We start from the raw sequence: 22,699 nt of genomic DNA on the forward strand, positions 1-22,699 counted from the left end.
AAAACGAGACACTGCTTATAGTATTCTCGTTTTTTCACTGCTTCCCCCTTCCTCCAGGCGATAGGGATAGCCGTAACCGAATGCCCCGTACACTCCGCATGTTTTCGCAGCTGTTTCCGCTCCTTGGCGCAAAGCGTTCGTCATATCCTGCTTCTCACAAAACGCAGTCAAAAATCCCGCGATAAATGAATCTCCCGCTCCGAGTGTATCTATTATATCAGCTTCCACAATCGGCTGATGGTAGATTCGGTCCCCCGCAGACAGGATCGCTCCTTGCCCGCCGCGGGTCATGCAAACGATTTTTGCTCCGTACTCATGTGCCTTTTTGGCAAGCTGGCCGCACTCCGTCTCACTCAAATCGCTTCCTGAAAAGAACGCATACGTCACATAAGGACAGACCTTTTTCAAATACTCATCCTCTCGATTTGTTGAAAAATCAAAAGAGACCGGGATCAGCCCGCACAGCTGCGGCAAATCGTTCTCAAGCTTGCTGTACACACTGGTATGCAGCAGATCATGCCCGCTGATAAAAGATAAGTCCTTTTCCTGAAACACAAGACGGAGACGCGACTGGATGCCACCCTTATTCGATCGGACAAAGATCCGGTCCCCCTGTTCATCAAGGGTAACGATTGCCATTCCGTTTTCCCCATGCGCCTGGCGAATAAAATCAGCGTTTACCTTCTCCAATTTCAGCACATTCAGCAGATGAGCCGCGGCTTCGTCATTGCCGACGATTCCGATATAAGAAGCCTCATGCCCGAGCCGTTTTGCAAGCACTGCGACATTTAAGGCATTTCCTCCCGGGTAGAATGTTTCTTGATCCTGATAGTAGTCTACAACGTTGTCTCCAACAGCAATTAATTTCATTATGCTTCCTCCTTTATCCTTTTACACTTCCGCTTGCAATCCCGCGGACAAAATATTTCTGCATAAATAAAAATAGAATAATAATTGGCGCGGCAGAAATCGTTAATCCCGCCAGCAAGACGCCCCAATCCGTCTGCAGTGCATCTCGGAACTGCATCAGCCCCGCTGGAATGGTCCGCAAATTCTCGTCATCTATGAAAATAATCGCAAACATAAACTCATTCCACGTATGGTAAGCTGTCAGAATACCCGACGTCACTAAAATCGGCACACTCATTGGTAAGAAAATTCTGAAAAATACTCCGAAACTCGTACACCCATCTAAATAAGCCGCCTCTTCTAATTCTTTAGAAATAGAAAGAAAATAAGAGCGGATTAAAATGATGGTAAACGGAATCCGATAAGCCGCATAAGGCAAAATCAAAGCCCAATACGTATTGTAAAGCCCCAGCGACTGAATAATGGAATAAAGCGGCACAAGACTGACCTGAGGCGTCAGCATCAAACCGCCAAGACAAAGCACCAAAAAGAACCCTCTTCCTTTAAACTCGAACCTCGAAAGCCCGTACGCCGCCCATGCGCTGATAAAAACAGTAATCACACATGTCAGCGCCGTCACGATTACACTGTTCATAAAATAAGAAGAAATCCCCTGATTCCAGGCGGACACAAAGTTCTCCGGATGCCACGAAGACGGCAGCGACCAGCTGTTCTCAAAAATATCATCCGAGCTTTTAAAGGCGCTCATGACCATCCATAAAAGCGGATAAGCAATCGCGATTAGATAAAGAAACAGAAAAACCCATACAGACGTTTCTCCGATATACCATTTTCGCCTCGGCTTTCTTTTCACCTCGATGTGCCGGTCAGGCACAGGCTCTAATCTAAACGAATCTGTCTTCTTTTGAGGCAGCATCTGTTAGTCCTCCTTTCCGGTTTTAAAGAACTTCATTTGCATGAGCGACAAAGCAAGCGTAATGAGTAACACAATAGTGGCAATCGCTGAAGCATAACCCATCATATCCTTTGTAAAGGCACTTTTATATAAGAATGTGCTTAATACCTCAGAAGCGTTTCCCGGTCCGCCGCCTGTCAAAATGTACGGCTCGTTAAACACTGTAAAAGCGCCTGTCAGCGTCATCACCACCGCAACAAAAGACATCTCTTTCGTCTGGGGAATGGTAATGTGAAAAAACTGCTGAATTTTCCCCGCACCGTCAAGCCGCGCTGCTTCATACAGTTCATCCGGTATTTTTTGAATCGACACAATATACAGCATCGCAATATAACCGACAGACTGCCACTGCGACACAAAGATGACAGAAAGCATAGCTGTGCTGTCCTCCCCGAGCCATGCCCTCGTCAGCTGATCCAGCCCGATTACCTGAAGCAGCTGATTCAAAAGTCCCGTCTCAGGGTTGTAAATAAAATCAAATAAAAGCGCGATAACCGTCATTGAGATGACAACCGGCAAAAAGAAAACGGTACGAAAAAAAGGCGACCATTTTCTGACCAGCTTATCCTCAAGCACCGCCGCCAAAATCAAACCGCCAAACACCTGGCATACAATTGAGATCACTGCGTAGAGCACGTTATTCGTGAGGGCTTGATAAAAGACAGGATCACGAAATAATTCAACATAGTTCTTCAATCCGATAAACGTTTTTTCCGGAGAAAAAGAGCTCCATTGAAACAGACTGAGAAAGACATTCTCAAAAATCGGGATATAAACGAAAAGTAGAAAAACAAGAGCCGGCAGTAAAAACAAATAGGGGATTATTCTATTTTGGTTGACCAAGGATAACTCATCTCCTTTATAAAAAGAAAAGGTGCGTCGCTTCACCTTTTCTTTGATTTATTCAGCTGACGCCTTCACTTGCTTGGCTGCTTTTTGGACGGCTTTCATGACCTGCTCCGGTGTCATGTCGCCGCCAAGCATTTGCTGGACGCTTGTTAAGTACACATCTGCGATTTCAACATCTACATCCATATCGAACCACGGAACCATTGATTTGGCATCTACGATATGCTGAACGGCTTCACGCTGAATGGCTGTAGAATTTTCTTCGGTTGCCGTCCCTTTCACCGCACTGTATTTGCCGACGTCTTTAATGAGCTTTTCACCCATTTTTTTCGACGTCAGAAATTGCAAAAATTCTACTGCTTCCTTCGGATGTTTTGTTTTCGAGGAAATCATAAATCCTTCAGGCGCCCCCGTTAACGCTTCTGAAGATCCTTTTTGCCCGCTGATTTCAGGGAATGAGAACATCCCTAGATTCACTGGCTCGACCAGTTTGATTTCAGCCGTTTCCGCATATATCATCGCCGACTTTCCGCTCTTAAATTGCTGTCTCACATATTCATGGTCGACGGAATTTACATGTTTATTGAAGTAAGGCATCAGTTCCTGCAGCTTTTCAAGTGCTTTCACATAGCCTTCATCGGTAAATTCACCCGTTTTGGCGTTATAATCCTTTTCTCTTGTTTTTTCATCGACCATCCGCTGATTCAGCGTGCCGATATAATGTGAGATTGTCCAAGGCGCTTTTGTTCCGAAACTGATCGGCGTATAGCCATTTTCTTTCAGCTTCTTGGAGACATCGATGAGTTCATCCCAAGTCGCCGGCGGCTCTAGATTGAGCTTTTTAAAAATATCTTTATTATAGAAAAATGATTTAGCGTCCATTTGCCACGGCACGCCATATTGTTTGTTTTCATACGTAAATGGTGTAACTTGCGATTGAACGAGCTGCGATGACCAATCTGTATCATCTTTGTAGTAGGACGAGAGATCAAGTGCTTTATTTCCTCTGATAAATTTAAAAGCAAACTCGTCACTCCATGAGAAGTAAATATCAGGAGGGCTGCTGGTTCCCAGCATAACTTTAATTTTATCTTTATAGGAGTCATTCAAAACCGCTTCAGTTTGAATGTCGATATCCGGATGCTCTTTTTCAAATTCCTTTACAACCTCTTCAAAATACCTTTTTTCCGGCTCCTTCGGCCATCTGTGGAAAAATTTCAATGTCACCTTTCCATCCGCTGAACTGCCCTGGCTCGAACAGCCCGCAATGGTAAGCATACTGACAGCTGCAATGATCAAAAATAAAAACATTTTCTTCAAAGGGTTGGCCTCCTCTGGACATTAGACTATAATGTTATATAACATTATAGTCTAATGCATAATGGTTCCTCTTTTTCAGATCAATACTCAACTTTCCACATGTATCTTCTATGAGATAAAGGATGATTTCTTGCTTCTGCCAAAGCGTCCGCATAGCTTCTCAGCACACGGTTAAGAACGAGCGGAGCAAGGTAGCCTTTTACTGAATCGTCAATTGCAGTGAAGTCGTAAGATGCGGCATCAAGCACAGTCAGCTTTTTGCCATATTTTTTCGAGAAGGTAAGCGCCCGCTCTTCAAGAGGCCTTGTTTCATCTAAACCGAGCAGGATGATAAACGGCACGGATTCATCAATAATTTCAAACGGTCCGTGAAAATATTCTCCGGCATGAATGGCGTGGGAATGAATCCATTGCATTTCCATGAGAATGCAGATGCTGTAGGAGTAAGCGACACCGTAGTTTGCACCGCTTGCCATTGTATAAATGATGCTTTCTTTTTCATGCGCTTTCGCAAATTGCTGTGTGTTTTCAGCTTCCTGCTTAAGGGCTTCATCATACACAGCCTGCAATTGATCTAAACCTTCTATTGCTTGTTCAAATGTCGTATTGTTTTCTAATACCTGCAAAGCGCCGAAAACGATTTGATATAGAACGCCATAGTTCGTATTGATCGCCTGCGCCTCATCCCCCCAGTCATATTGGGCGACATATTGCGCTTCCTGTGCTAAAGGAGACTCCGGCTTATACGTCATTGCAATCGTAAGCGCGCCTTTGCTTCTCGCAAATGCAGCGGCTTTTACCGTTTCCGGGGTATTTCCCGAATGCGAGCACAAAATGACAAGAGACTTTTCACCGAGCTGCACAGGGTTTCGCTGAATAAATTCATTAGAGCTGTAAAGGTCAGAGCTGATTGATTTTGACTCCCTGTCAAACACATATTTACTCGGATACATGATGGCCGAAGACCCTCCGCATGCGACAAAGAATACATGGTCAATGGTTTTTCCTTTCAAATCCTGCAAGAAAGCTTGAACCTCACGATTAACTTTTGCTGTGACCTGACTCAAATCCTTCACTCCTCGTTTTTATTATATAACGTTATATAACATTATATATTGTTATATTAAAGTCCGCAGCTAGGATTGTCAATATCATTTTCTGAAATTTCTCAATAATTTACTCAGATGATAGACAACGGATCTGCGTGTAGAAAAATGCCAAATCAAAAAGCCAGAACTTAACTCAAGCTCTGGCTTCACTGTTCAATCCGCAGACTGACTTCTTATTTAAAAAATACCTTGTCTATATTGTACTTCGAGTGCTGTGTATTGATGATGTAGGTTTCGTAAATTTCTCTTTCCATTGGATCTTCGACTACACATACTTCAATTTTATAAACTTCGTCCCTGTGATTTTTGATCGGTGAGACAGTGTCTTCAAAATGTTTCTTAATTCTCTGTCTTAACTTTCTGGCTTTACCGACAAATAGCAGTTCGTCATGAATGTTATAAAACATGAAGATGCCGCCTTTATCCCTAGGTATCTGGTGAAAGTCGATGAATCCGTAAATCGCCTTTATTTTCGGCTCGTTATCATTAGCTGACTGCTGTCGTTCAGTGATGGTGACATTCGGTGCGGGTATATCAATTTTTATCAAAATCAGTTCACGTCCTCTTTTTCATTAAAGATAAATGCTAACACAGACAGGAAAGAAAAGCTAGAACAGCTTTACTATATTTGTTTGTCATGCCTTTCATTATTATGCAAGCGCACAGGCAAGATCATAAGGGCTAAGGTCTATTTCTGTCTGCTTTCCGAGAACTAGCTTTGCGAGCTCTGAACCGAGAAACGGTCCCATCGTTAGTCCCGACGCGCCTAAACCGTTAGCGGCGTAAAGTCCTTGAACATTCGGCACGGCACCCACCACTGGCAGAAACCCCGGTGTAAACGGTCTGAAGCCCACTCTTGTTTCAATGACTGTGCTGTCAGCAAGCCCAGGGGCTGCGGCAAGTGCTTTGCTCAAGACTTCATGCTGTCCCCCTGCTGTCACACGCAGGTCTTTAAGATCGGCCTCATTTTCATGGGTGGCGCCTGCTACAATTCTGCCGTCATCAAAGGACAGAATATACTGGTCATTCGGCGGCATCACCACCGGCCATGATCCGGTATCTGCGCCAGGGATTTCAAAATGCATAATCTGCGCCTTCTGAAAGGACACTTGAAAATGAATGCCCAGAGGCTTCATCAATTCATTGGCCCATGCCCCTCCAGTCACGATCACATTATCTGCCTCAAACTGCTGCTTGTCTGTTTGGACACCGGTGACTCTTCCGTTCTCAAAAAGCAAGGACGCGTTTCCTTTTACAATGACTGCACCATGTTTCTCGGCAGCGTTTAAAAGCGACCGGCATAGCGCCCTCCCGTTCACACGAGCGGCGCCGCTGATATGAACCGATTCATAGCCATCAGCTAAAATCGGAAACAGCTTTTTCGTCTCACTCGCGGACAAGCGGGTAATCTCACCGATCTCCGGCGCGTCCTCCCGTCTCTTATACGCCCGCTCCTCCATCTTATCGAGCTTCACCGCATCAGTGTGAATGCTGATCGCACCGACACGCTTATATCCTGTATCCGTTTCTCCGTCCTCTTCCAACTGTTTGATTAAATCCGCATAGTATCGCGCTCCGCCCTTAGCGAGCTGATACCAATCCTGATTGCGGCGCTGCGACAGCCAAGGGCAGACGATCCCCGCCGCCGCATCCGTAGCTTGTCCCAGTTCCTTCCGGTCTATCACCGTAACCCGGGCTCCTGATTTTGCGAGATGATAAGCCGTCGATGCACCTAGTATGCCTGCGCCGACGATGATGTAAGACTTCATATGCAAACACCTTTTCTTTTATAATATCTATTCATTTTACCAAATAGAGTGCTTTCCTTCGACCTATAGACCCAATGTGGAAAAACCGCGAAGTTCGTCCAATCTCTTCACTCTCCTATTGAATATCCTGTCACTATCAATAGAGAAAGGATGATACCATGAGCGAAAATCGTCATGAAAATGAAGAAAACACAGACCGCAATGCGGCAATTGCCAAAGTTGTAAACAGCGGCAATTCAAGCGTCGTGGTCAACGTGAATTCAGATCAGGATCAGTCACAGGCGCAGTCACAAGACGGAGAAGAATAATGAACGAAAACATCATTCCTATCAACAGACATACTGCGGAAATGCCCAAAAATGGCTCTGTTATCGAAAACAGCGGCAATTCGGAAGTCCATATTGATATTCACATTGACACAATGCCGATTGCCTTTGCCATTTTATGCTCTGCATTAGCCGCAAAACAGATGACAAAAGATGAATTCGACACGGCCTATACTCAATTGCTAGAGATGAAAAAAGTTGATATTCCCTCAGCAGCATCCACCATCAATATTCATCCTAATGATATATCCGAAAGTTGAAATAGCAACCGCAGGCTTAAACATGCCTGCGGTTCTCATCATTTAAAGTATACATCATTTAGCTAACAACCATATGTTAACAAATTATACATATTAAGTAACAGGAACTAACCTTTCTTTATCCAAATTGTAAGGTGTAAGGAAAAATAAAAAAGGAGTGTTACAAATGAAATGTAAAAAAGCGATTATTTCTGCACTATCAGTTTCAGCTTTGGCTTTAAGCTTAGGCGGTGTGGCCTCTGCTGAAGAAATGTCAGCTACTCCAACACCTTCAATTCAACATGTATCAAACAGCCCTATTAAAGTCATGGATGCCTTTTACCAAATGAAAGTAAACAGTTACTTAAATATTGCTAGAGAAGGAGCCACCAGCTATGTTGTAACTTCCGGTCGTGATTATATCTCTGTAAGTCAAAGCGGAGTGGTATACAGCAAGTCAATACCTGGTTCTGCTCAAGTTACGATCTATAAGGGAACAAGCGTACTAGGAGTTGTCACGATTAGTGTTCGTCTGTAAACAAACAAAACCCGGCGGTATTCCGCCGGGTTTTATTTTTACATTAACCGATTGAACCTTCCATTTCGAACTTAATCAAACGGTTCATTTCAACTGCGTATTCCATTGGAAGCTCTTTTGTGAATGGCTCGATGAAGCCCATTACGATCATTTCAGTCGCTTCTTCTTCGGAAATCCCGCGGCTCATCAAGTAGAAGAGCTGTTCTTCAGATACTTTAGACACTTTCGCTTCGTGTTCCAATGAAATGTTATCATTTAAGATTTCATTGTAAGGAATTGTATCTGATGTTGATTTGTTATCCATAATGAGCGTATCACACTCGATGTTGGAACGAGCGCCTTCCGCTTTACGTCCGAAGTGGACAATTCCGCGGTAGGTTACTTTCCCGCCTTGTTTAGAGATCGATTTTGATACGATTGTGGAAGATGTGTTTGGCGCCAGGTGAATCATTTTCGCACCCGCATCCTGATGCTGGCCTTTACCCGCAAGAGCGATAGAAAGCGTCATACCGCGCGCGCCTTCGCCTTTTAGGATACAAGCCGGATATTTCATTGTCAGTTTAGATCCGATGTTGCCATCGATCCATTCCATAGTTGCGTTTTCTTCACAGATCGTACGCTTCGTTACAAGGTTGTAAACGTTGTTCGCCCAGTTTTGGATCGTTGTATAACGGCAGTATCCGCCTTTTTTCACGATGATTTCAACAACCGCACTGTGAAGAGAGTTTGTTGTGTAAACAGGCGCCGTACAGCCCTCAACATAATGCACGCTTGCTTCTTCGTCAACGATGATCAGCGTACGTTCGAACTGACCCATGTTTTCAGAGTTGATACGGAAGTAAGCTTGAAGCGGTGTTTCAACCTTTACGCCTTTAGGCACGTAGATGAAAGATCCGCCGGACCAAACAGCTGAGTTCAGTGCCGCAAACTTGTTATCAGTCGGCGGGATCACTTTTGCCCAGTGCTCACGGAAAATATCTTCGTTCTCTTTCAGCGCGCTGTCAGTGTCTTTAAAGACGATGCCTTGCGCTTCAAGATCTTCTTTCATATTGTGGTATACAACCTCAGATTCGTACTGAGCAGAAACACCCGCAAGGTATTTTTGTTCAGCTTCTGGAATACCGAGCTTGTCGAATGTTTGCTTAATTTCTTCAGGAACTTCATCCCAAGAACGCTCTGAACGCTCAGACGGTTTTACGTAGTACGTAATTTCGTCAAAGTTCAGTGAGTTTAGATCTCCGCCCCATTGAGGCATTGGCATGTTGTAGAAATGTTCAAGTGACTTCAAGCGGAAATCAAGCATCCATTGAGGCTCTTCTTTCATGCGAGAAATTTCTTCTACGATTTCTTTTGTCAATCCGCGCTCTGAACGGAAAATGGAAACGTCCTTGTCGTGAAAACCATATTTGTATTCACCAATATCAGGCATTTTTTTAGCCATCCATTTTCACTCCAATCCTTTTAATTGCCGCCTTCTTCTTTAGCGACTCCTTTTTCAAGTGCCTTCCATGACAGGGTTGCACATTTAATACGGGCCGGGAATTTTGAAACGCCTTGAAGGGCTTCAATATCACCCAGATCTATAGAATCATCATATTCTTTCCCTTGCATCATATCCGAGAAAATCTTAGACATGGAAAGGGCTGTTTCAATATCTTTCCCTTTAATCGCCTGAGTCATCATCGAAGCGGATGCCATTGAAATGGAACAGCCTTCCCCTTCAAATTTCGCATCTTCCACGATGTCTCCGTCAAGCTTCATTGTCAGCCTGATTCGGTCGCCGCATGTCGGATTGTTCATATCCACGACAATGCTGTCATTCAAAACCCCTTTGTTGCGCGGGTTTTTGTAATGATCCATAATCACTTGTCTGTACAATGTATCTAAGTTTGCATTAAAAGACATTTGTAAAATACTCCTTTGTCTTTTGAAGAGCTTCCACAAGCTTATCAATCTCTTCCTCTGTATTATACAGATAAAAGCTTGCTCTCGCAGTAGCAGTTACATCCAGCCATTTCATCAGCGGCTGGGCGCAATGGTGACCCGCTCTGACAGCGATCCCTTCCGCATCAAGTACGGTTGCCACATCGTGCGGATGAACATCATCAAGGTTAAATGTGATCAGCCCGGCACGCTCTTCCGGTCCGTAAACCGTCACGCCGTCAAGCTGACGGAAGCGTTCAAGCGCATAAGCTGCAAGCTTGTGCTCGTGGCGGGAAATCTCATCAAGGCCGATTTCTTCGAGAAAATCAATTGCGGCACCGAGACCGATTGCTCCAGCAATAATCGGAGTACCCGCTTCGAATTTCCACGGAAGCTCTTTCCAAGTTGATTCATAAAGCCCGACAAAGTCGATCATTTCACCGCCGAATTCGGCAGGCTCCATGTTTTCCAGCAGGGCTTTCTTTCCGTACAGCACGCCTACTCCGGTAGGACCGCACATTTTGTGGGAAGAAAGCGCAAAGAAGTCGCAATCGAGATCCTGCACGTCAATTTTCATGTGAGGCGTGCTTTGTGCACCGTCCACCACAATGACAGCCCCGTTGTCATGAGCGATGTTCGCCATTTCTTTTATCGGGTTGATCGTGCCGAGAACATTAGACACATGAGATACCGCAACAATCTTCGTATTGCTCGTGACTGTTGCTCTGACGTCATCTAATGAAATCGTGCCGTCTTCCTGCAGCGGAATATATTTTAATGTGGCGCCAGTCGCTTTGACAGCCTGCTGCCACGGAATGATATTCGCATGATGCTCCATATAGGTGATGACCACTTCATCACCCGGTTTCAGGTTGGCGCGCGCATAGCTTAACGCCACCATATTCAGTGATGTGGTCGTGCCTTTTGTGAAAATAATCTCAGCCATTGACTTCGCGTTAATAAACTTGCGGACTTTTTCACGCGCTCCTTCATAACCGTCTGTCGCTCTGGTTCCAAGCGTATGGACGCCCCGGTGAACATTGGAATTGTATTGGTTATAATACTTATCCAGTGTTTCAATGACAGCACGCGGCTTCTGGGAAGTCGCCGCGCTGTCGAGATAAACGAGATCATGTCCGTTCACTTGCTGATGAAGGATCGGGAACTGTTCACGAATATCTGTGATATTCATTACTTCACTTTCCTTTCGATAACAGAAACCAATTGTCTCTTAACGCCTTCAATCGGAAGTTCGTTAACTACCGGCGCAAGGAATCCGTAGATGACTAAGCGTTCTGCTTCTTCTTTCGCAATACCGCGGCTCATCAGGTAGTAAAGCTGAATAGGGTCCACACGGCCGACAGATGCCGCATGTCCTGCAGTTACATCGTCTTCGTCAATTAAAAGAATAGGGTTTGCATCTCCGCGCGCTTTTTCGCTGAGCATCAGCACACGGGATTCCTGTTCCGCATTTGCTTTAGAAGCGCCATGTTCGATTTTGCCGATTCCGTTAAAGATAGAAGAAGCGGAATCCTTCATCACACCGTGCTTCAAGATATATCCTTCAGAAGCTTTACCGAAATGAATGATTTGTGTCGTGAAGTTTTCTGTTTGCTCTCCTCTTCCAACAACAACCGTTTTCGTGTCGCCGTAGGTGCCGTCACCGTAAAGGTTTGTTGTGTTTTCGGAAATGGTGTCGCCATCGTTCATGAGGCCGAGAGCCCACTCGATTTTGCTGTCGCGGCCGCGTGCAGCACCGCGGCGGTTGACGTAAGTTGTCACGCCGGAAGACAGATTATCCACCGCACCGTATGTCACACTGGCATTATCACCTGTGATAACCTCACTGATAATATTGAATACAGCATCTTTCGGGTTGACCGTGCTGATGTAGTTTTCTACATACGTTACTGAGCTATGGTCTTCCGCCACAATCAATACGTGGTTGAATAGAGCTGTATCGTTGCTTTCGTGGACATAAACAGCCTGAACCGGCGTCTCCACCTGAACATTTTTCGGAACATAGAGGAATGCCCCTCCGTTAACAAGAGCTGCGTGAAGTGCAGTTAATTTATGCTCATCAACTTTCACGCCGTCTTTCATAAAGTATTTCTCCACTAAGTCGCTGTGCTCGCGTGCAGCAGTCAAAATATCAGTAAAGATAACGCCTTTGTCTTTCAATTCCTGAGAAAGAGAAAGGTATGCAGGCGTCTGATCACGCTGTACATATAACGTTTTATCTTCGTTTTCGACATCGATCAGCGCTTTTGCTTCATCAGTCAAATCTTCTAATGAAGAAAGCGGCTCATTATCAACTGTATGCTTCGCGAAGTTCGTGAAGTTCCAGTTTGTGATTTTTGTTTTGTCAGGCTTCGGCATCGGCAGATCCTCAGCTTGTTCAAGAGCCTGTAAGCGCAGGTTTTTCAGCCAGGCAGGTTCTTGATGCTTTTCGGAAAAGCTTTTGAGATACTCCTGATCTACGGATAGTTTTGTATCTAGTGTCATATTAATCCCCCTAACGCTTACGCTTCTTGGCCTACAGTTTCGTCTTCAATGCCAAGTTCTTTTTTAATCCAGTCATAACCTTCTGCTTCAAGACGCTGTGCAAGCTCTGCACCGCCGGATTTTACAACGCGGCCTTGCATCATAACGTGAACCACATCAGGAGTGATGTAGTTTAACAGACGCTGATAGTGAGTGATCATCAGGCAGCCGAAGCTTTCGCTGCGCATTTTGTTGATCCCTTTTGATACAACTTTCAAAGCGTCAATATCAAGACCTGAGTCGATTTCATCAAGGATGGCGATTTTCGGTTCAATCATCATCAGCTGAAGGATTTCGTTGCGTTTTTTCTCCCCGCCTGAGAAGCCTTCGTTGAGGTAGCGCTGAGCCATTTCAGGGTCCATTTCTAAGAACTCCATGTTTTCGTCCATTTTGCGGATGAATTTCATAAGAGAAATTTCGTCGCCTTCTTCTCTGCGCGCGTTGATCGCAGAACGAAGGAAGTCGGCATTTGTCACACCGCTGATTTCACTTGGGTACTGCATTGCAAGGAACAAACCTGCCTGCGCACGCTCGTCCACTTCCATTTCCAGTACATCTTTGCCGTCAAGCGTGATGCTGCCCTTCGTTACTTCATATTTAGGATGCCCCATAATAGCAGCTGACAGAGTTGATTTACCAGTACCGTTCGGTCCCATTACGGCGTGGAACTCTCCGCCTTTTATTTCAAGGTTTACACCTTTTAAGATCTCTTTCCCTTCGATTTCAACGTGAAGATCTTTGATCGTTAATGTTGAAGCAGCCATATCTATACCTCCAAAAATATATAATCATTATTCTCATTTTATTCTCATTCTAATTTTATAACAAATGAAAAGTAAATACAACTTTTTATCGTGCCTTGCACATTTCTCAAGTTTAACAAAGTTCAGCACTTTATTAAAGCAATTGAAAAAGAAAAAGAGTGGATTCCCACCCTTTTTTTAAAGACCGATTTTCTCATTAAGCTCCGCAGAATACCGCTTGCATTTTTTATATTCAAGCTCTCTCTGCCGCTCAACTTCCATTCTTGTATCCAGCCGGCGTCCGTATTCCTCGTACCCGATCCCATGCGACAGCTGCATCGCTTTTTCCATTTCTGACGTATAATCGAGGTCCAGTCTGTCCTGGCTGCTGCAAATAATGAATCAATCCCTTCATTTATTTACTGCTATTGTATCAGCTCTGCGACTGACGCTGCAAAATGGATATGGCTTGATATAACAACGGATGAGACGAAAGGACCCTTTGAGTTGAAATGAGAATCGTTTTTCGGAATATTCCTTCTTCTAATGCGTAGTGTTTCCAAATTCCTCTATGCACTGCTGGACAACTGTCACACCTTGGCTTAGAGCAGCTCCGCCTCCGAATGCCGCCGCCACACTGACAGCTTCAAGAATGTTTTCTTCCGTCGCTCCTTGGTCAAGACAGCCTTTTGTGTGATAGATCATGCAATATTCGTCCTGAGCATTGATAGCGATCCCCAATGCAATCAGCTGTTTTTCTCTTTCTGTTAGTGAATTAGCTGCAAAGCATTGCTCGGTAAATTCGTTAAACTTTCTTCCCATCATCGGCATCTTCTGTTCAAATGTGCCTAAACTTTGTTTATATTGTTTTAGCGCGTCCTGCATGCTTCCTCTATCTTGATTCAAAGAAAATCCCTCCATCTGTTTAACATTCCTTTTTATTATGAACAGCTTTAAGGAAAATACCCAAAAAACCCCGGATTTCTCATCCAGGGTCTCAGCGGGTCAGCAAACCCTCGCATTCGTTGTCAGACCTGCGCGTTGGTGCTCAATACGTAGTGGAACAACGGCTAAATTCTCAGGTGTCCTGCCTAAACACCGTTGTCATCACATCCTTTAAAATCCGCCCAATGCTCGGTCTTCCTAGACTTCAAGGGTGTTCAATCACGCCGAAAAGATGACAAAGCCCTAAAACCAATATCGTTTTAGGGCTTTGTCAATAATTGAACCCCGGATTTCTCATCCGGGGTTTCAGTCTTATTCAGATACAGGAAGCACAGCTCCGTCATATTTTTTATCGATGAAGTCTTTGATTTTTTTAGAGTGAAGAACTTCCATAAGCGCTTTGATTTTCGCAGAATCCTCTTCGCCATCTCTCACTGCAATGATATTGGCGTAAGGGTTATCTTTTGTTGATTCCACTTCAATCGCGTCTTTTTTAGGATTTAATTTATTTTGGATCGCATAGTTCACATTGATGAAGGCCGCGTCTCCTTCTTTGTTTTCATATGCTTTTGCCGTTAATTCAGGCGCTACTTTTTTGAACTGAAGGTTTTTCGGGTTTTTCTTAATGTCTTTCAGTGTTGCATCGACTGTCTCCACTTTGGAATCAAGTGTAATTAATCCTGCATTCTCAAGCATTGCAAGCATACGGCCTTGTTCAGCGACGTTATTTGTCAAGATAATTGTCGCATCGTCGGGAAGATCTTTTAATGATTTGTATTTTTTAGAATAAATACCGAATGGCTCTAAGTGAATCGCACCGGCATTCGCAAGTTTATAATCTTTGTTTTCTTTCATTTCTTGCTCAAGGTAAGGAATGTGCTGGAAGAAGTTCGCATCCACTTCTTTATCAGCTAAGGCTTTGTTGTACATTTTGTAATCACTAAGCACTTTCACTTTCAGTGTGTAGCCTTTTTCTTTTAACAATGGTTCAGCTTCTTTTAAAATTTCTGCATGCGGTGTTTTTGTAGCTGCAACAACAATTTCTTTCTTGCCGGATTCAGCGTTATTAGAACCGCAGGCAGCCATAACTCCTGCAAATACAAGCAGTAATGCACCTAAAAATAGCTTTTTCAATGTAAATCCTCCCTTATCGTTTGTCTATTATATTTGTTATGACATCACCGATCATTTGAATAATGAAAACGATGATTAAAATAAATACAGTAGCAACGAAGGTAACATCAGTATTATTAGACTGATATCCTTCTACATATGCAAGGTTTCCAAGGCCTCCTGAACCGATGGCGCCTGCAATTGCCGTTGAGCCGATCAAAGCGATGGCCGTAACCGTGATCCCAGAAATAAGGGCCGGCATGGATTCCGGAAGCAGCACTTTGAAAATAATCGTTGATGTTTTGGCTCCCATTGATTTCGCAGCTTCGATGACGCCTTTATCCACCTCGCGCAGCGCAATTTCAGCAAGCCGCGCGTAAAACGGGGCTGAGCCGATGACTAACGCCGGCAGTGCCGCGTTCGGCCCTAAGATGGTGCCGACTAAAAACTTCGTAAAACCTAGTAATAAAATAATTAAAATGAGGAACGGAATAGACCTGAATACATTGACAATGGCCGCAATCACAGTGTTGACCGCTTTGTTCTGCCAGAGGCTCCCTTTGCTTGTGAGAAAGAGCAGCAGACCGAGGATCACCCCGATGACAAAGGCAAAAACCAAAGAGATCAGCGTCATATAAAGCGTCTCGTATGTCGCGTTCCATAATTCAGTTACATCAACGTTCGGGAAGTATTTTTCAAACATTCGTGATCACCTCTGCTTTCACCTGTTTGTCATTAATAAACCGGATCACGTTTTGCACTTCTTCCTCGTCACCGTCAATATGGATGAACAATGAACCGTATGCTCCGTCCTTCGTCTGCGAGATTTTCCCTTGCAGAATATTGACACTGACATTGAAGTTTCTGATCATCTCTGTAATCAGAGGCTGTTCAGCCGCTTCGCCGACAAATGTGAGCTGAACCGTTGTTCCTGACGCTTTTTCGTCAAAAAGATGCTGAAGCGTTTCTTTTGTTTCTTCAGGCTCAGTCACCTGCTGGACAAATCGTTTTGTCATTTCTTCCTTCGGATTCTTGAAGACATCGAGAACTTCTCCTTCTTCAACAACCTTTCCGTTTTCCATGACAGCGACTCTGTTGCAAATTTTGCGGATGACATGCATTTCGTGTGTGATCAGCACAATCGTCAAACCGAGTCTTTCATTAATATCGGACAAAAGATCCAAGATTGAATCAGTTGTTTGCGGATCTAAAGCTGATGTCGCTTCATCACAAAGGAGAACCTTTGGATTGTTTGCGAGCGCTCTGGCGATTCCGACCCGCTGCTTTTGTCCGCCGCTCAGCTGGGACGGGTAAGATTTTTCTTTTCCTTCTAAACCTACCAGTTTAATCAATTCATTGGCACGCTTGATCCGCTCGCTTTTTTTCACCCCGGCAATTTCTAAAGGAAACATGATGTTATCTCTGACAGTTCGCGACCAGAGCAAATTGAAATGCTGGAAAATCATACTGATTTCATGGCGTGCTTTTCTTAAGTTGCGTCCGTTTACTTCATTAATCTTTGTTCCCGCCACTTCCACGATTCCTGAGCTCGGTTTCTCAAGTCCGTTCAGCAGACGGATTAAGGAACTTTTACCAGCCCCGCTATATCCTATAATTCCAAAAATCTCACCTTTTTTTATGGAAAGCGAGACATTTTGGACAGCATTGACATCTCCATGTTTCGACTTATACACTTTTGAAACATCCTGAAGATTGATCAAAGCGATCACCTGCCTTAACACTATTCTAAGAAATCTTCCGGTTTTTTCTGCAAAAGAAAAGCCTTTCTGCACACTTGAGCAGAAAGGCTTATATAAAACTCGCCTTTCTCTCATCTTTCAAAGCTGAACGCTTCGTGTGAATTGGCACCATTTCAACAGTGTTGATGGTTGCCGGGCTTCATAGGGCACTTCCCTCCACCTCTCTTGATAAGAGAAATATATAGTCTTTTTCGTCCGGAAATTCTTAATGTAGAATAGCATGGCGAATGATAAAATGTCAATAAAATAAATAATGTCAACTTTTACTATTATAATAATTTACTATTTTTCAATTCTTTAGAATCCTCTGAAAAAAACCATTAGTCAGCCACAGAATGGCTTCCAGCTTTAACAGCGCTCTGAATGAACCCTTTACCTTTAGGCTTCCGCTCTGGATCAGGTGCTGAAGGGAAATGTCTCCATGCAAAAGATCAATGATTTCTGTTTGGTTTCCATAAAAGGTCAGGTTGGACGTGTGGGGCGGAGAAATCTTTTTCATTTCCCCTTGTTCGTTTATTGAGACGGTTAAGGCTTCTGTTTCTCCTTGGAAGGTAATGAGCAATGTTGAAGTGTTCAAAAGGGGTTTTAAAAACAGATGCTGGTAATCATCTTCTAAAACTTCCGCTTTCTCCATTTGTACAACCTCCTATTTGTTGGTCATACATACACATTTCTCTCTTCAGCGCAAGAACCCCTTTATAAAACGAACGACAATTTCATTGGAATGCGCCGAGAAAAATGTCATAAATGAGATGCAGAAGATGATTTTTGTTTGATCAGCTCATATAAGTAAGAAACGGAATGAAACGCATACCCTCTTTCAATTACTTTCCCGCCCTTAAACAGCAGAAAACAAGGGACGCTTTCAATTTGATATGCTTTAGCAAACGCCGGTGAATAGTTGAGATTATTTTTATAGAAGGCGACAGACGGAAGCATTTCTTCGACAACTGTCAGCATTTTGCTTGCCAGCTGGCAGGTCCCGCAAAACGGAGTATATAAATATAGGAGATACACATCATCAGTAATGTGTTCAAGTTCTTGTTCTTGGAGTTCTTTCATGCTATAACACCTCAGGTCTTTCTTTCAAGAAAAATCGTATGGACATTCAGATTTGCGCTCAGCAATACAGATGCTATATGGTGTCTGGGCGCCGCCTCCACTTCCTTATAGGCTCTGTCGATATATAAATGGTAGGCTTCATTAAATTCCCTTTTCAGCTGTTTTCTCAATTTCTCGCCTGATTCATCGGCATCAACCAAAATATAGACGTCCTTCTCGTAAAGCTCGTCTGCCAATTCCTCCAGCTTCAGCTGGCTGATTGTTCCGTTTGTGCAGATAATGCGCACTGGCTCATCCAGGACGCTTTCAACCTTTTCTTTATCTGATTTCCCTTCAACAATCATGACTTTTTCCAGCTCGTCCATGTTCATCTGCTTCACCTGCCGCGTCAAATTTGAAACGTTCAGATTGTAAAAGAAGGCAGTGAAATTCACCGCCAACATTAACACCAGCCGCTTTCGTAGTCACAATCCACATATTTCTGATCGTCTCCTGAAACCACGTCGGCTGTCTTATAAAACTTTTCATTTTCGTAGGTAAAACCGGACTTAAGCTCATATTCATTCATGCCTGTCATTTGGCCGATCATCTCATCTTCATGATATAACGAGAGCCGGCCATTTTGAAAGCGGCCTGTCACATCATTGGTGACATCGAGCTTTTGTTTGCTGAAAGCCATATTGGACACCTCCCATAGCGTTAGCGTATCCAATTGCCTTCTCAGCTATCCGGTTTTAGTCTTGTTGTGTCATCTCTTCGTATTGCTCTGCTGTCATTAGTTTTTCAATTTCAGACGCGTCAGACGGTTCAACGACGATCATCCATGCTTTTTCATACGGAGATTCGTTGACGAACTCCGGGCTGTCATCAAGATCTTCGTTTACTTCCACTACAGTTCCGTTAATCGGTGCGTAAAGCTCAGATACCGTTTTTACGGATTCTACACTTCCGAAAGGCTCGTCCGCTTTGATTTCAGCGCCGACTTCAGGAAGCTCAACAAACACGATATCTCCGAGCTCGGATTGGGCAAAATGGGTAATGCCGATTTTGGCTTTTTCTCCTTCAACTTTTACCCACTCGTGTTCTTCTGAGTAACGCAAATCTTTAGGTATGCTCAATTGAATCCCTCCATTTTTTACAGCACTACAATAAGAAGATACCACACTTTTCGAAAAAAATTTACATCATGACCAGTTTTCTTCAAATTGATCTTCTTTAAAGCCGACTGTCACTTTTTCGCCGTCTGTTGTGAGCGGGCGCTTGATCAGCATTCCGTCCGAAGCCAGCAGTTCAAGCTGTTCGTCTTCTGACATGTGATACAGTTTTTCCTTCAGATTCAGTTCACGGTATTTCATGCCGCTTGTGTTGAAGAATTTCTTTAAATCCAGCCCGCTTTTTTCATAAAGCGATTTTAGCTCCTCTTTGCTTGGAGGCTGTTCTGCAATATGTATTTCGTTGATTTCTTTTCCGTGCTCTTCAAGCCATTTCTTCGCTTTGCGGCACGTTCCGCATTTAGGGTACCAGTAAAAAGTTAACGACATCTTCTTCCCCCTCAATAAAATAATCGAGGTTATTTTAACACAGTTTGTTTTAAAAACCTAAAACAGTGCTTCATAAAAAAAGAGCTCCGGATGAGCGGAGCTCCTTGGGACTCAGACAATATATTTTTCGGCCTCGAACACACCCGCTGCCGCTTCACGTTTTTTTCGAATGACATTTTTAGGCGTCACGCGTGTCAGCTTGCGGAGAGCCGAGAGCATCATACGGAGAGAATCTCCTTCTTCCATTGCAAGTAAAGATTCTTTCGCATGGGCTTCAATTTCGTTAAAGGCTTCTTGAACGAAAATTTCTGTGTACAGCAGCTTTTGCGCTGCTTTATCGCTTCCTTGCGCGGCAATGGCCTTTTCCGTTCTGAGCACGGCTGATTCCATTGCATATACATTGCTGACAATATCAGCAACGTTTACGAGAATTTCTTGTTCACGATCGATCGCTTTTCCGTATTTTTGCGCGGCAAGACCCGCGGCGAACAGGGCGATTTTTTTGGCTTGCTTGACAATATATTTCTCTTGCTCTAATACGCCGGTGCCCGGCTCCTCAGGCATAAGCATCATGAGTTCTTCTTGAAGCGCCTGTGCCTTTTCAAAAAGAGGCAGCTCGCCTTTCATCGCTTTCTTCAGAAACGTGCTTGGCACGATTAACCGGTTGATTTCATTTGTTCCTTCGAAAATCCGGTTGATCCTGGAATCCCGATAGGCTCTTTCCACCTCATACTCCTGCATAAATCCGTAGCCGCCGTGGATTTGCACGCCTTCATCGACAATATAATCAAGCGTTTCAGAGCCAAACACCTTGTTGAGAGAGCATTCAATGGCGTATTCGGCAATGGACTTCGCAATTTGTCTTCCGTCCTTTAGGTCTTCAGCTGTGAACTGGCTCATATTGTCTTCAAACAGCCCAACGGTTCTGTACACAGAGCTTTCCATCGCATACAGTCTTGATGCCATCGTCGCGATTTTTTCCTGGGTCAGCGAAAAGCCTGCGATCGGCGTTTTAAATTGGCGGCGCTGATTTGCGTAAGCTGCAGACAGCTCGATCACCCGTTTTGACGCGCCGATCGTTCCTACTGCCAGCTTGTAGCGGCCGATATTTAAAATATTAAAAGCGATGACATGCCCTTTGCCGATTTCTCCAAGAAGGTTTTCCTTCGGCACCTCAGCCTGATCCAAAATGAGGGTTCTTGTCGAGGACCCTTTAATTCCCATTTTCTTTTCTTCAGGTCCGGTTGATACGCCCGGAAAATCTTTTTCTACAATAAAAGCGGAAAACTTTTCGCCGTCCACTTTGGCGTAAACGACAAAGACATCGGCAAAAGCTGAGTTGGTGATCCACTGTTTTTCTCCGGTTAATACGTAATGCGTTCCTGCTTCATTCAGCACCGCTGTCGTTTTTGCGCCTAACGCATCAGATCCGGAACCCGGCTCAGTCAGTGCGTACGCAGCGATCTTTTCCCCTGAAGCCAGATCAGGGAGATATTTTTTCTTTTGCTCTTCCGTTCCGAAGAATACGATCGGCAAGGAACCGATGCCGACATGTGCACCGTAAGAAAGTGAAAAGCTTCCTGCACGCGAAAATTTTTCAGTGATCAGCGCCGAGCTGATTTTATCAAGGCCCAGCCCGCCGTATTCCTCGGGAACATCGGCTCCGAGAAGCCCCAGTTCTCCCGCTTTCTTCAAAAGCCGGACGGAATGTTCAAATTGATGGTTCTCAATTTCATCTATATGCGGCAGAACGTCCTGCTCAATGTAATCCTCCGTTGTTTTCGCAATCATTTTATGCTCGTCGGTGAAATCCTCCGGTGTATACATCTGATCATATGTGACATCCTCGATTAAGAAACCGCCGCCTTTTAGTACTTCAGCCGTTTTTTTCGTCATTTGTTTTTCCCCCTTTAGCATAATTCAAATACACCGGCTGCTCCCATCCCGCCGCCGATACACATTGTAACGACACCAAATTGCTCGTTTCTTCGTTTCATTTCGTGAATCAGCGAAAGAGTAAGCTTTGTGCCCGTACAGCCAAGCGGGTGTCCGAGTGCGATAGCGCCCCCGTTGACATTCACTTTCTCCTCATCAATCCCCAGCTCCCTGATGACTTGGATGGCTTGTGATGCAAAAGCTTCGTTCAGTTCGAACAGCCCGATGTCCTGCAGTTGAAGCCCGGCAAGCTTCAGTGCGCGCGGAATGGCTTCCACGGGCCCGATGCCCATGACTTCCGGCGGCACCCCGCCAACTGCAAAGGACCGGAATTTGACAAGCGGCGCCAAACCAAGCGCATCCGCTTTTTCGCGATCCATCAGCATGACAGCCGCCGCCCCGTCACTTGTTTGCGAGGAATTTCCGGCAGTAACTGTCCCGTCAATGGAAAAGGCCGGGCGTAATGTGCTTAAAATGTCTGTGGTCGTTTGCGGACGGACACCTTCATCCTGAGAAAAAACAGTATGTTTTTCCTGCGGCTTATGGTTTTCGCCGATTTCTGTCACCTTGACTTCGACTGGGACAATTTCATCTTTAAATTTCCCCTCTGCAAGGGCTTTGGCAGCTTTCTGGTGGCTGCGCACGGCAAAAGCATCCTGATCTTCACGGGAAACGCCGTATTTTTTCGCAACCTGTTCTGCCGTGTGTCCCATGCTCATGTAATACTCCGGCGCTTTCTCGGCTAATGCGAGGTTCGGACGGGTCACATGCCCCATCATCGGAACCTGTGACATAGATTCCGCTCCGCCTGCAATGGCCGTATCGTAGGCGCCAAGCATGATTTTTTCTGCCGCATATGCGATGGACTGAAGACCTGAGGAACAGTAGCGGTTGACCGTAATCGCCGGCACCGTATATGGCAGACCCGCAAGCGCGCCGATATTTCTCGCCATATTGAGCCCCTGTTCTGCTTCAGGTGTCGCACAGCCAATAATTAAATCGTCAATATTGCCCTCATAGCCGCCTGCTCGTTTCAGCGTTTCTTTCACGCAAATGGCTCCCAAATCATCCGGGCGAACGGTGGCCAATGAACCTTTTTTCGCTTTCCCTACCGGTGTTCTTGCTCCTGCCACAATGACTGCCTCTTTCATAAACTCC

General features: G+C 44.6%; 28 protein-coding genes and 1 riboswitch. Of the genes, 3 read left to right on the plus strand and 25 right to left on the minus strand.

The window, feature by feature from the left end; genetic code table 11:
- Window positions 1–15: 15 nt before the first annotated feature.
- The 7 genes from WA325_RS15560 to WA325_RS15590 all read right to left on the minus strand — a co-directional run bounded on the left by WA325_RS15560 (window position 16) and on the right by WA325_RS15590 (window position 6,872).
- Complete coding sequence (locus WA325_RS15560; protein WP_105953836.1) at window positions 16–870, minus strand: fructoselysine 6-kinase; 855 nt, start codon at window positions 868–870, stop codon at window positions 16–18.
- Window positions 871–883: 13 nt separating this feature from the next.
- Window positions 884–1,786 (minus strand): carbohydrate ABC transporter permease, encoded by a 903-nt coding sequence (locus tag WA325_RS15565; RefSeq protein WP_059334818.1) that lies wholly within the window; start codon window positions 1,784–1,786, stop codon window positions 884–886.
- A gap of 3 nt (window positions 1,787–1,789) precedes the next feature.
- On the minus strand, window positions 1,790–2,668 hold the full coding sequence (locus WA325_RS15570) for a carbohydrate ABC transporter permease (protein WP_336183914.1): 879 nt from the start codon (window positions 2,666–2,668) through the stop codon (window positions 1,790–1,792).
- Between the two features lie 57 nt (window positions 2,669–2,725).
- The gene (locus WA325_RS15575) at window positions 2,726–3,994 is read right to left on the minus strand and encodes an ABC transporter substrate-binding protein (RefSeq protein ID WP_336183915.1); all 1,269 of its coding nucleotides are present in this window, start codon (window positions 3,992–3,994) and stop codon (window positions 2,726–2,728) included.
- Between the two features lie 80 nt (window positions 3,995–4,074).
- Entirely contained in the window at window positions 4,075–5,061 is a 987-nt protein-coding gene (gene frlB, locus WA325_RS15580; protein WP_127696501.1) for a fructosamine deglycase FrlB, read from the minus strand.
- Between the two features lie 215 nt (window positions 5,062–5,276).
- Window positions 5,277–5,651 carry a nucleotide excision repair endonuclease gene (locus tag WA325_RS15585; RefSeq protein ID WP_010331777.1) on the minus strand — a complete coding sequence of 125 codons (375 nt, stop codon included), beginning with the start codon at window positions 5,649–5,651 and terminating at the stop codon, window positions 5,277–5,279.
- A 102-nt stretch (window positions 5,652–5,753) separates the two neighbouring features.
- Window positions 5,754–6,872 carry an NAD(P)/FAD-dependent oxidoreductase gene (locus WA325_RS15590; RefSeq protein ID WP_336183916.1) on the minus strand — a complete coding sequence of 373 codons (1,119 nt, stop codon included), beginning with the start codon at window positions 6,870–6,872 and terminating at the stop codon, window positions 5,754–5,756.
- A 158-nt stretch (window positions 6,873–7,030) separates the two neighbouring features.
- Between WA325_RS15590 and WA325_RS15595 the strand changes: the two genes are divergently transcribed.
- The 3 genes from WA325_RS15595 to WA325_RS15605 all read left to right on the plus strand — a co-directional run bounded on the left by WA325_RS15595 (window position 7,031) and on the right by WA325_RS15605 (window position 7,975).
- Window positions 7,031–7,180 carry a spore protein gene (locus WA325_RS15595; protein ID WP_248337968.1) on the plus strand — a complete coding sequence of 50 codons (150 nt, stop codon included), beginning with the start codon at window positions 7,031–7,033 and terminating at the stop codon, window positions 7,178–7,180.
- A complete protein-coding gene (locus WA325_RS15600; protein ID WP_105953843.1) occupies window positions 7,180–7,458 on the plus strand; it encodes a hypothetical protein in 279 nt (92 codons plus the stop codon). The genes WA325_RS15595 and WA325_RS15600 overlap by 1 nt, the downstream gene beginning before the upstream one ends.
- A 166-nt stretch (window positions 7,459–7,624) precedes the next feature.
- Window positions 7,625–7,975, plus strand: coding sequence for a hypothetical protein (locus WA325_RS15605; RefSeq protein ID WP_105991609.1), 351 nt, complete (start codon window positions 7,625–7,627; stop codon window positions 7,973–7,975).
- 43 nt (window positions 7,976–8,018) lie between these two features.
- Here the strand turns inward: WA325_RS15605 and sufB are convergent, their stop codons facing one another.
- From sufB to WA325_RS15695, 18 genes are all read right to left on the minus strand, one after another.
- On the minus strand, window positions 8,019–9,416 hold the full coding sequence (gene sufB / locus WA325_RS15610) for a Fe-S cluster assembly protein SufB (protein ID WP_024713611.1): 1,398 nt from the start codon (window positions 9,414–9,416) through the stop codon (window positions 8,019–8,021).
- Window positions 9,417–9,436: 20 nt separating this feature from the next.
- Entirely contained in the window at window positions 9,437–9,880 is a 444-nt protein-coding gene (sufU, locus tag WA325_RS15615; protein WP_003222809.1) for a Fe-S cluster assembly sulfur transfer protein SufU, read from the minus strand.
- Window positions 9,870–11,090, minus strand: coding sequence for a cysteine desulfurase SufS (gene sufS / locus WA325_RS15620; protein WP_105953845.1), 1,221 nt, complete (start codon window positions 11,088–11,090; stop codon window positions 9,870–9,872). Before sufS ends, sufU begins: the two co-directional genes overlap by 11 nt.
- Window positions 11,090–12,403 carry a Fe-S cluster assembly protein SufD gene (gene sufD / locus WA325_RS15625; protein WP_336183917.1) on the minus strand — a complete coding sequence of 438 codons (1,314 nt, stop codon included), beginning with the start codon at window positions 12,401–12,403 and terminating at the stop codon, window positions 11,090–11,092. The genes sufS and sufD overlap by 1 nt, the downstream gene beginning before the upstream one ends.
- A gap of 17 nt (window positions 12,404–12,420) precedes the next feature.
- Entirely contained in the window at window positions 12,421–13,206 is a 786-nt protein-coding gene (gene sufC, locus WA325_RS15630) for a Fe-S cluster assembly ATPase SufC (protein ID WP_010331788.1), read from the minus strand.
- A 177-nt stretch (window positions 13,207–13,383) separates the two neighbouring features.
- Complete coding sequence (locus WA325_RS15635; protein WP_010331789.1) at window positions 13,384–13,536, minus strand: hypothetical protein; 153 nt, start codon at window positions 13,534–13,536, stop codon at window positions 13,384–13,386.
- 192 nt (window positions 13,537–13,728) lie between these two features.
- The gene (locus tag WA325_RS15640; RefSeq protein ID WP_038954281.1) at window positions 13,729–14,106 is read right to left on the minus strand and encodes a carboxymuconolactone decarboxylase family protein; all 378 of its coding nucleotides are present in this window, start codon (window positions 14,104–14,106) and stop codon (window positions 13,729–13,731) included.
- A gap of 336 nt (window positions 14,107–14,442) precedes the next feature.
- A complete protein-coding gene (metQ, locus tag WA325_RS15645; protein ID WP_105953847.1) occupies window positions 14,443–15,264 on the minus strand; it encodes a methionine ABC transporter substrate-binding lipoprotein MetQ in 822 nt (273 codons plus the stop codon).
- Window positions 15,265–15,277: 13 nt separating this feature from the next.
- Window positions 15,278–15,946 (minus strand): methionine ABC transporter permease MetP, encoded by a 669-nt coding sequence (gene metP / locus WA325_RS15650; RefSeq protein WP_010331792.1) that lies wholly within the window; start codon window positions 15,944–15,946, stop codon window positions 15,278–15,280.
- Complete coding sequence (metN, locus tag WA325_RS15655) at window positions 15,939–16,964, minus strand: methionine ABC transporter ATP-binding protein MetN (RefSeq protein WP_105954121.1); 1,026 nt, start codon at window positions 16,962–16,964, stop codon at window positions 15,939–15,941. The genes metP and metN overlap by 8 nt, the downstream gene beginning before the upstream one ends.
- 107 nt (window positions 16,965–17,071) lie before the next feature.
- Window positions 17,072–17,178, minus strand: a riboswitch (SAM riboswitch).
- A 114-nt stretch (window positions 17,179–17,292) separates the two neighbouring features.
- Window positions 17,293–17,637 (minus strand): SCP2 sterol-binding domain-containing protein, encoded by a 345-nt coding sequence (locus WA325_RS15660; RefSeq protein WP_024122772.1) that lies wholly within the window; start codon window positions 17,635–17,637, stop codon window positions 17,293–17,295.
- A gap of 107 nt (window positions 17,638–17,744) precedes the next feature.
- The gene (locus WA325_RS15665) at window positions 17,745–18,065 is read right to left on the minus strand and encodes a thioredoxin family protein (RefSeq protein ID WP_024122773.1); all 321 of its coding nucleotides are present in this window, start codon (window positions 18,063–18,065) and stop codon (window positions 17,745–17,747) included.
- A gap of 11 nt (window positions 18,066–18,076) precedes the next feature.
- Entirely contained in the window at window positions 18,077–18,430 is a 354-nt protein-coding gene (locus tag WA325_RS15670) for a toprim domain-containing protein (RefSeq protein WP_181185718.1), read from the minus strand.
- Window positions 18,431–18,507: 77 nt separating this feature from the next.
- Window positions 18,508–18,744 carry a YusG family protein gene (locus WA325_RS15675; RefSeq protein WP_010331799.1) on the minus strand — a complete coding sequence of 79 codons (237 nt, stop codon included), beginning with the start codon at window positions 18,742–18,744 and terminating at the stop codon, window positions 18,508–18,510.
- Window positions 18,745–18,799: 55 nt separating this feature from the next.
- A complete protein-coding gene (gcvH, locus tag WA325_RS15680) occupies window positions 18,800–19,183 on the minus strand; it encodes a glycine cleavage system protein GcvH (RefSeq protein ID WP_010331800.1) in 384 nt (127 codons plus the stop codon).
- A gap of 66 nt (window positions 19,184–19,249) precedes the next feature.
- The gene (locus WA325_RS15685; RefSeq protein WP_024122775.1) at window positions 19,250–19,606 is read right to left on the minus strand and encodes an arsenate reductase family protein; all 357 of its coding nucleotides are present in this window, start codon (window positions 19,604–19,606) and stop codon (window positions 19,250–19,252) included.
- Window positions 19,607–19,717: 111 nt separating this feature from the next.
- Window positions 19,718–21,502: an acyl-CoA dehydrogenase FadE gene (gene fadE / locus WA325_RS15690; RefSeq protein ID WP_044159046.1), complete on the minus strand. Its 1,785-nt coding sequence runs from the start codon at window positions 21,500–21,502 to the stop codon at window positions 19,718–19,720.
- A 14-nt stretch (window positions 21,503–21,516) separates the two neighbouring features.
- Window positions 21,517–22,692 (minus strand): acetyl-CoA C-acetyltransferase, encoded by a 1,176-nt coding sequence (locus WA325_RS15695; RefSeq protein WP_305934731.1) that lies wholly within the window; start codon window positions 22,690–22,692, stop codon window positions 21,517–21,519.
- Window positions 22,693–22,699 lie beyond the last annotated feature (7 nt).

The organism is Bacillus sp. 205(2023), from assembly GCF_037027485.1.
Taxonomy (GTDB): domain Bacteria; phylum Bacillota; class Bacilli; order Bacillales; family Bacillaceae; genus Bacillus; species Bacillus halotolerans.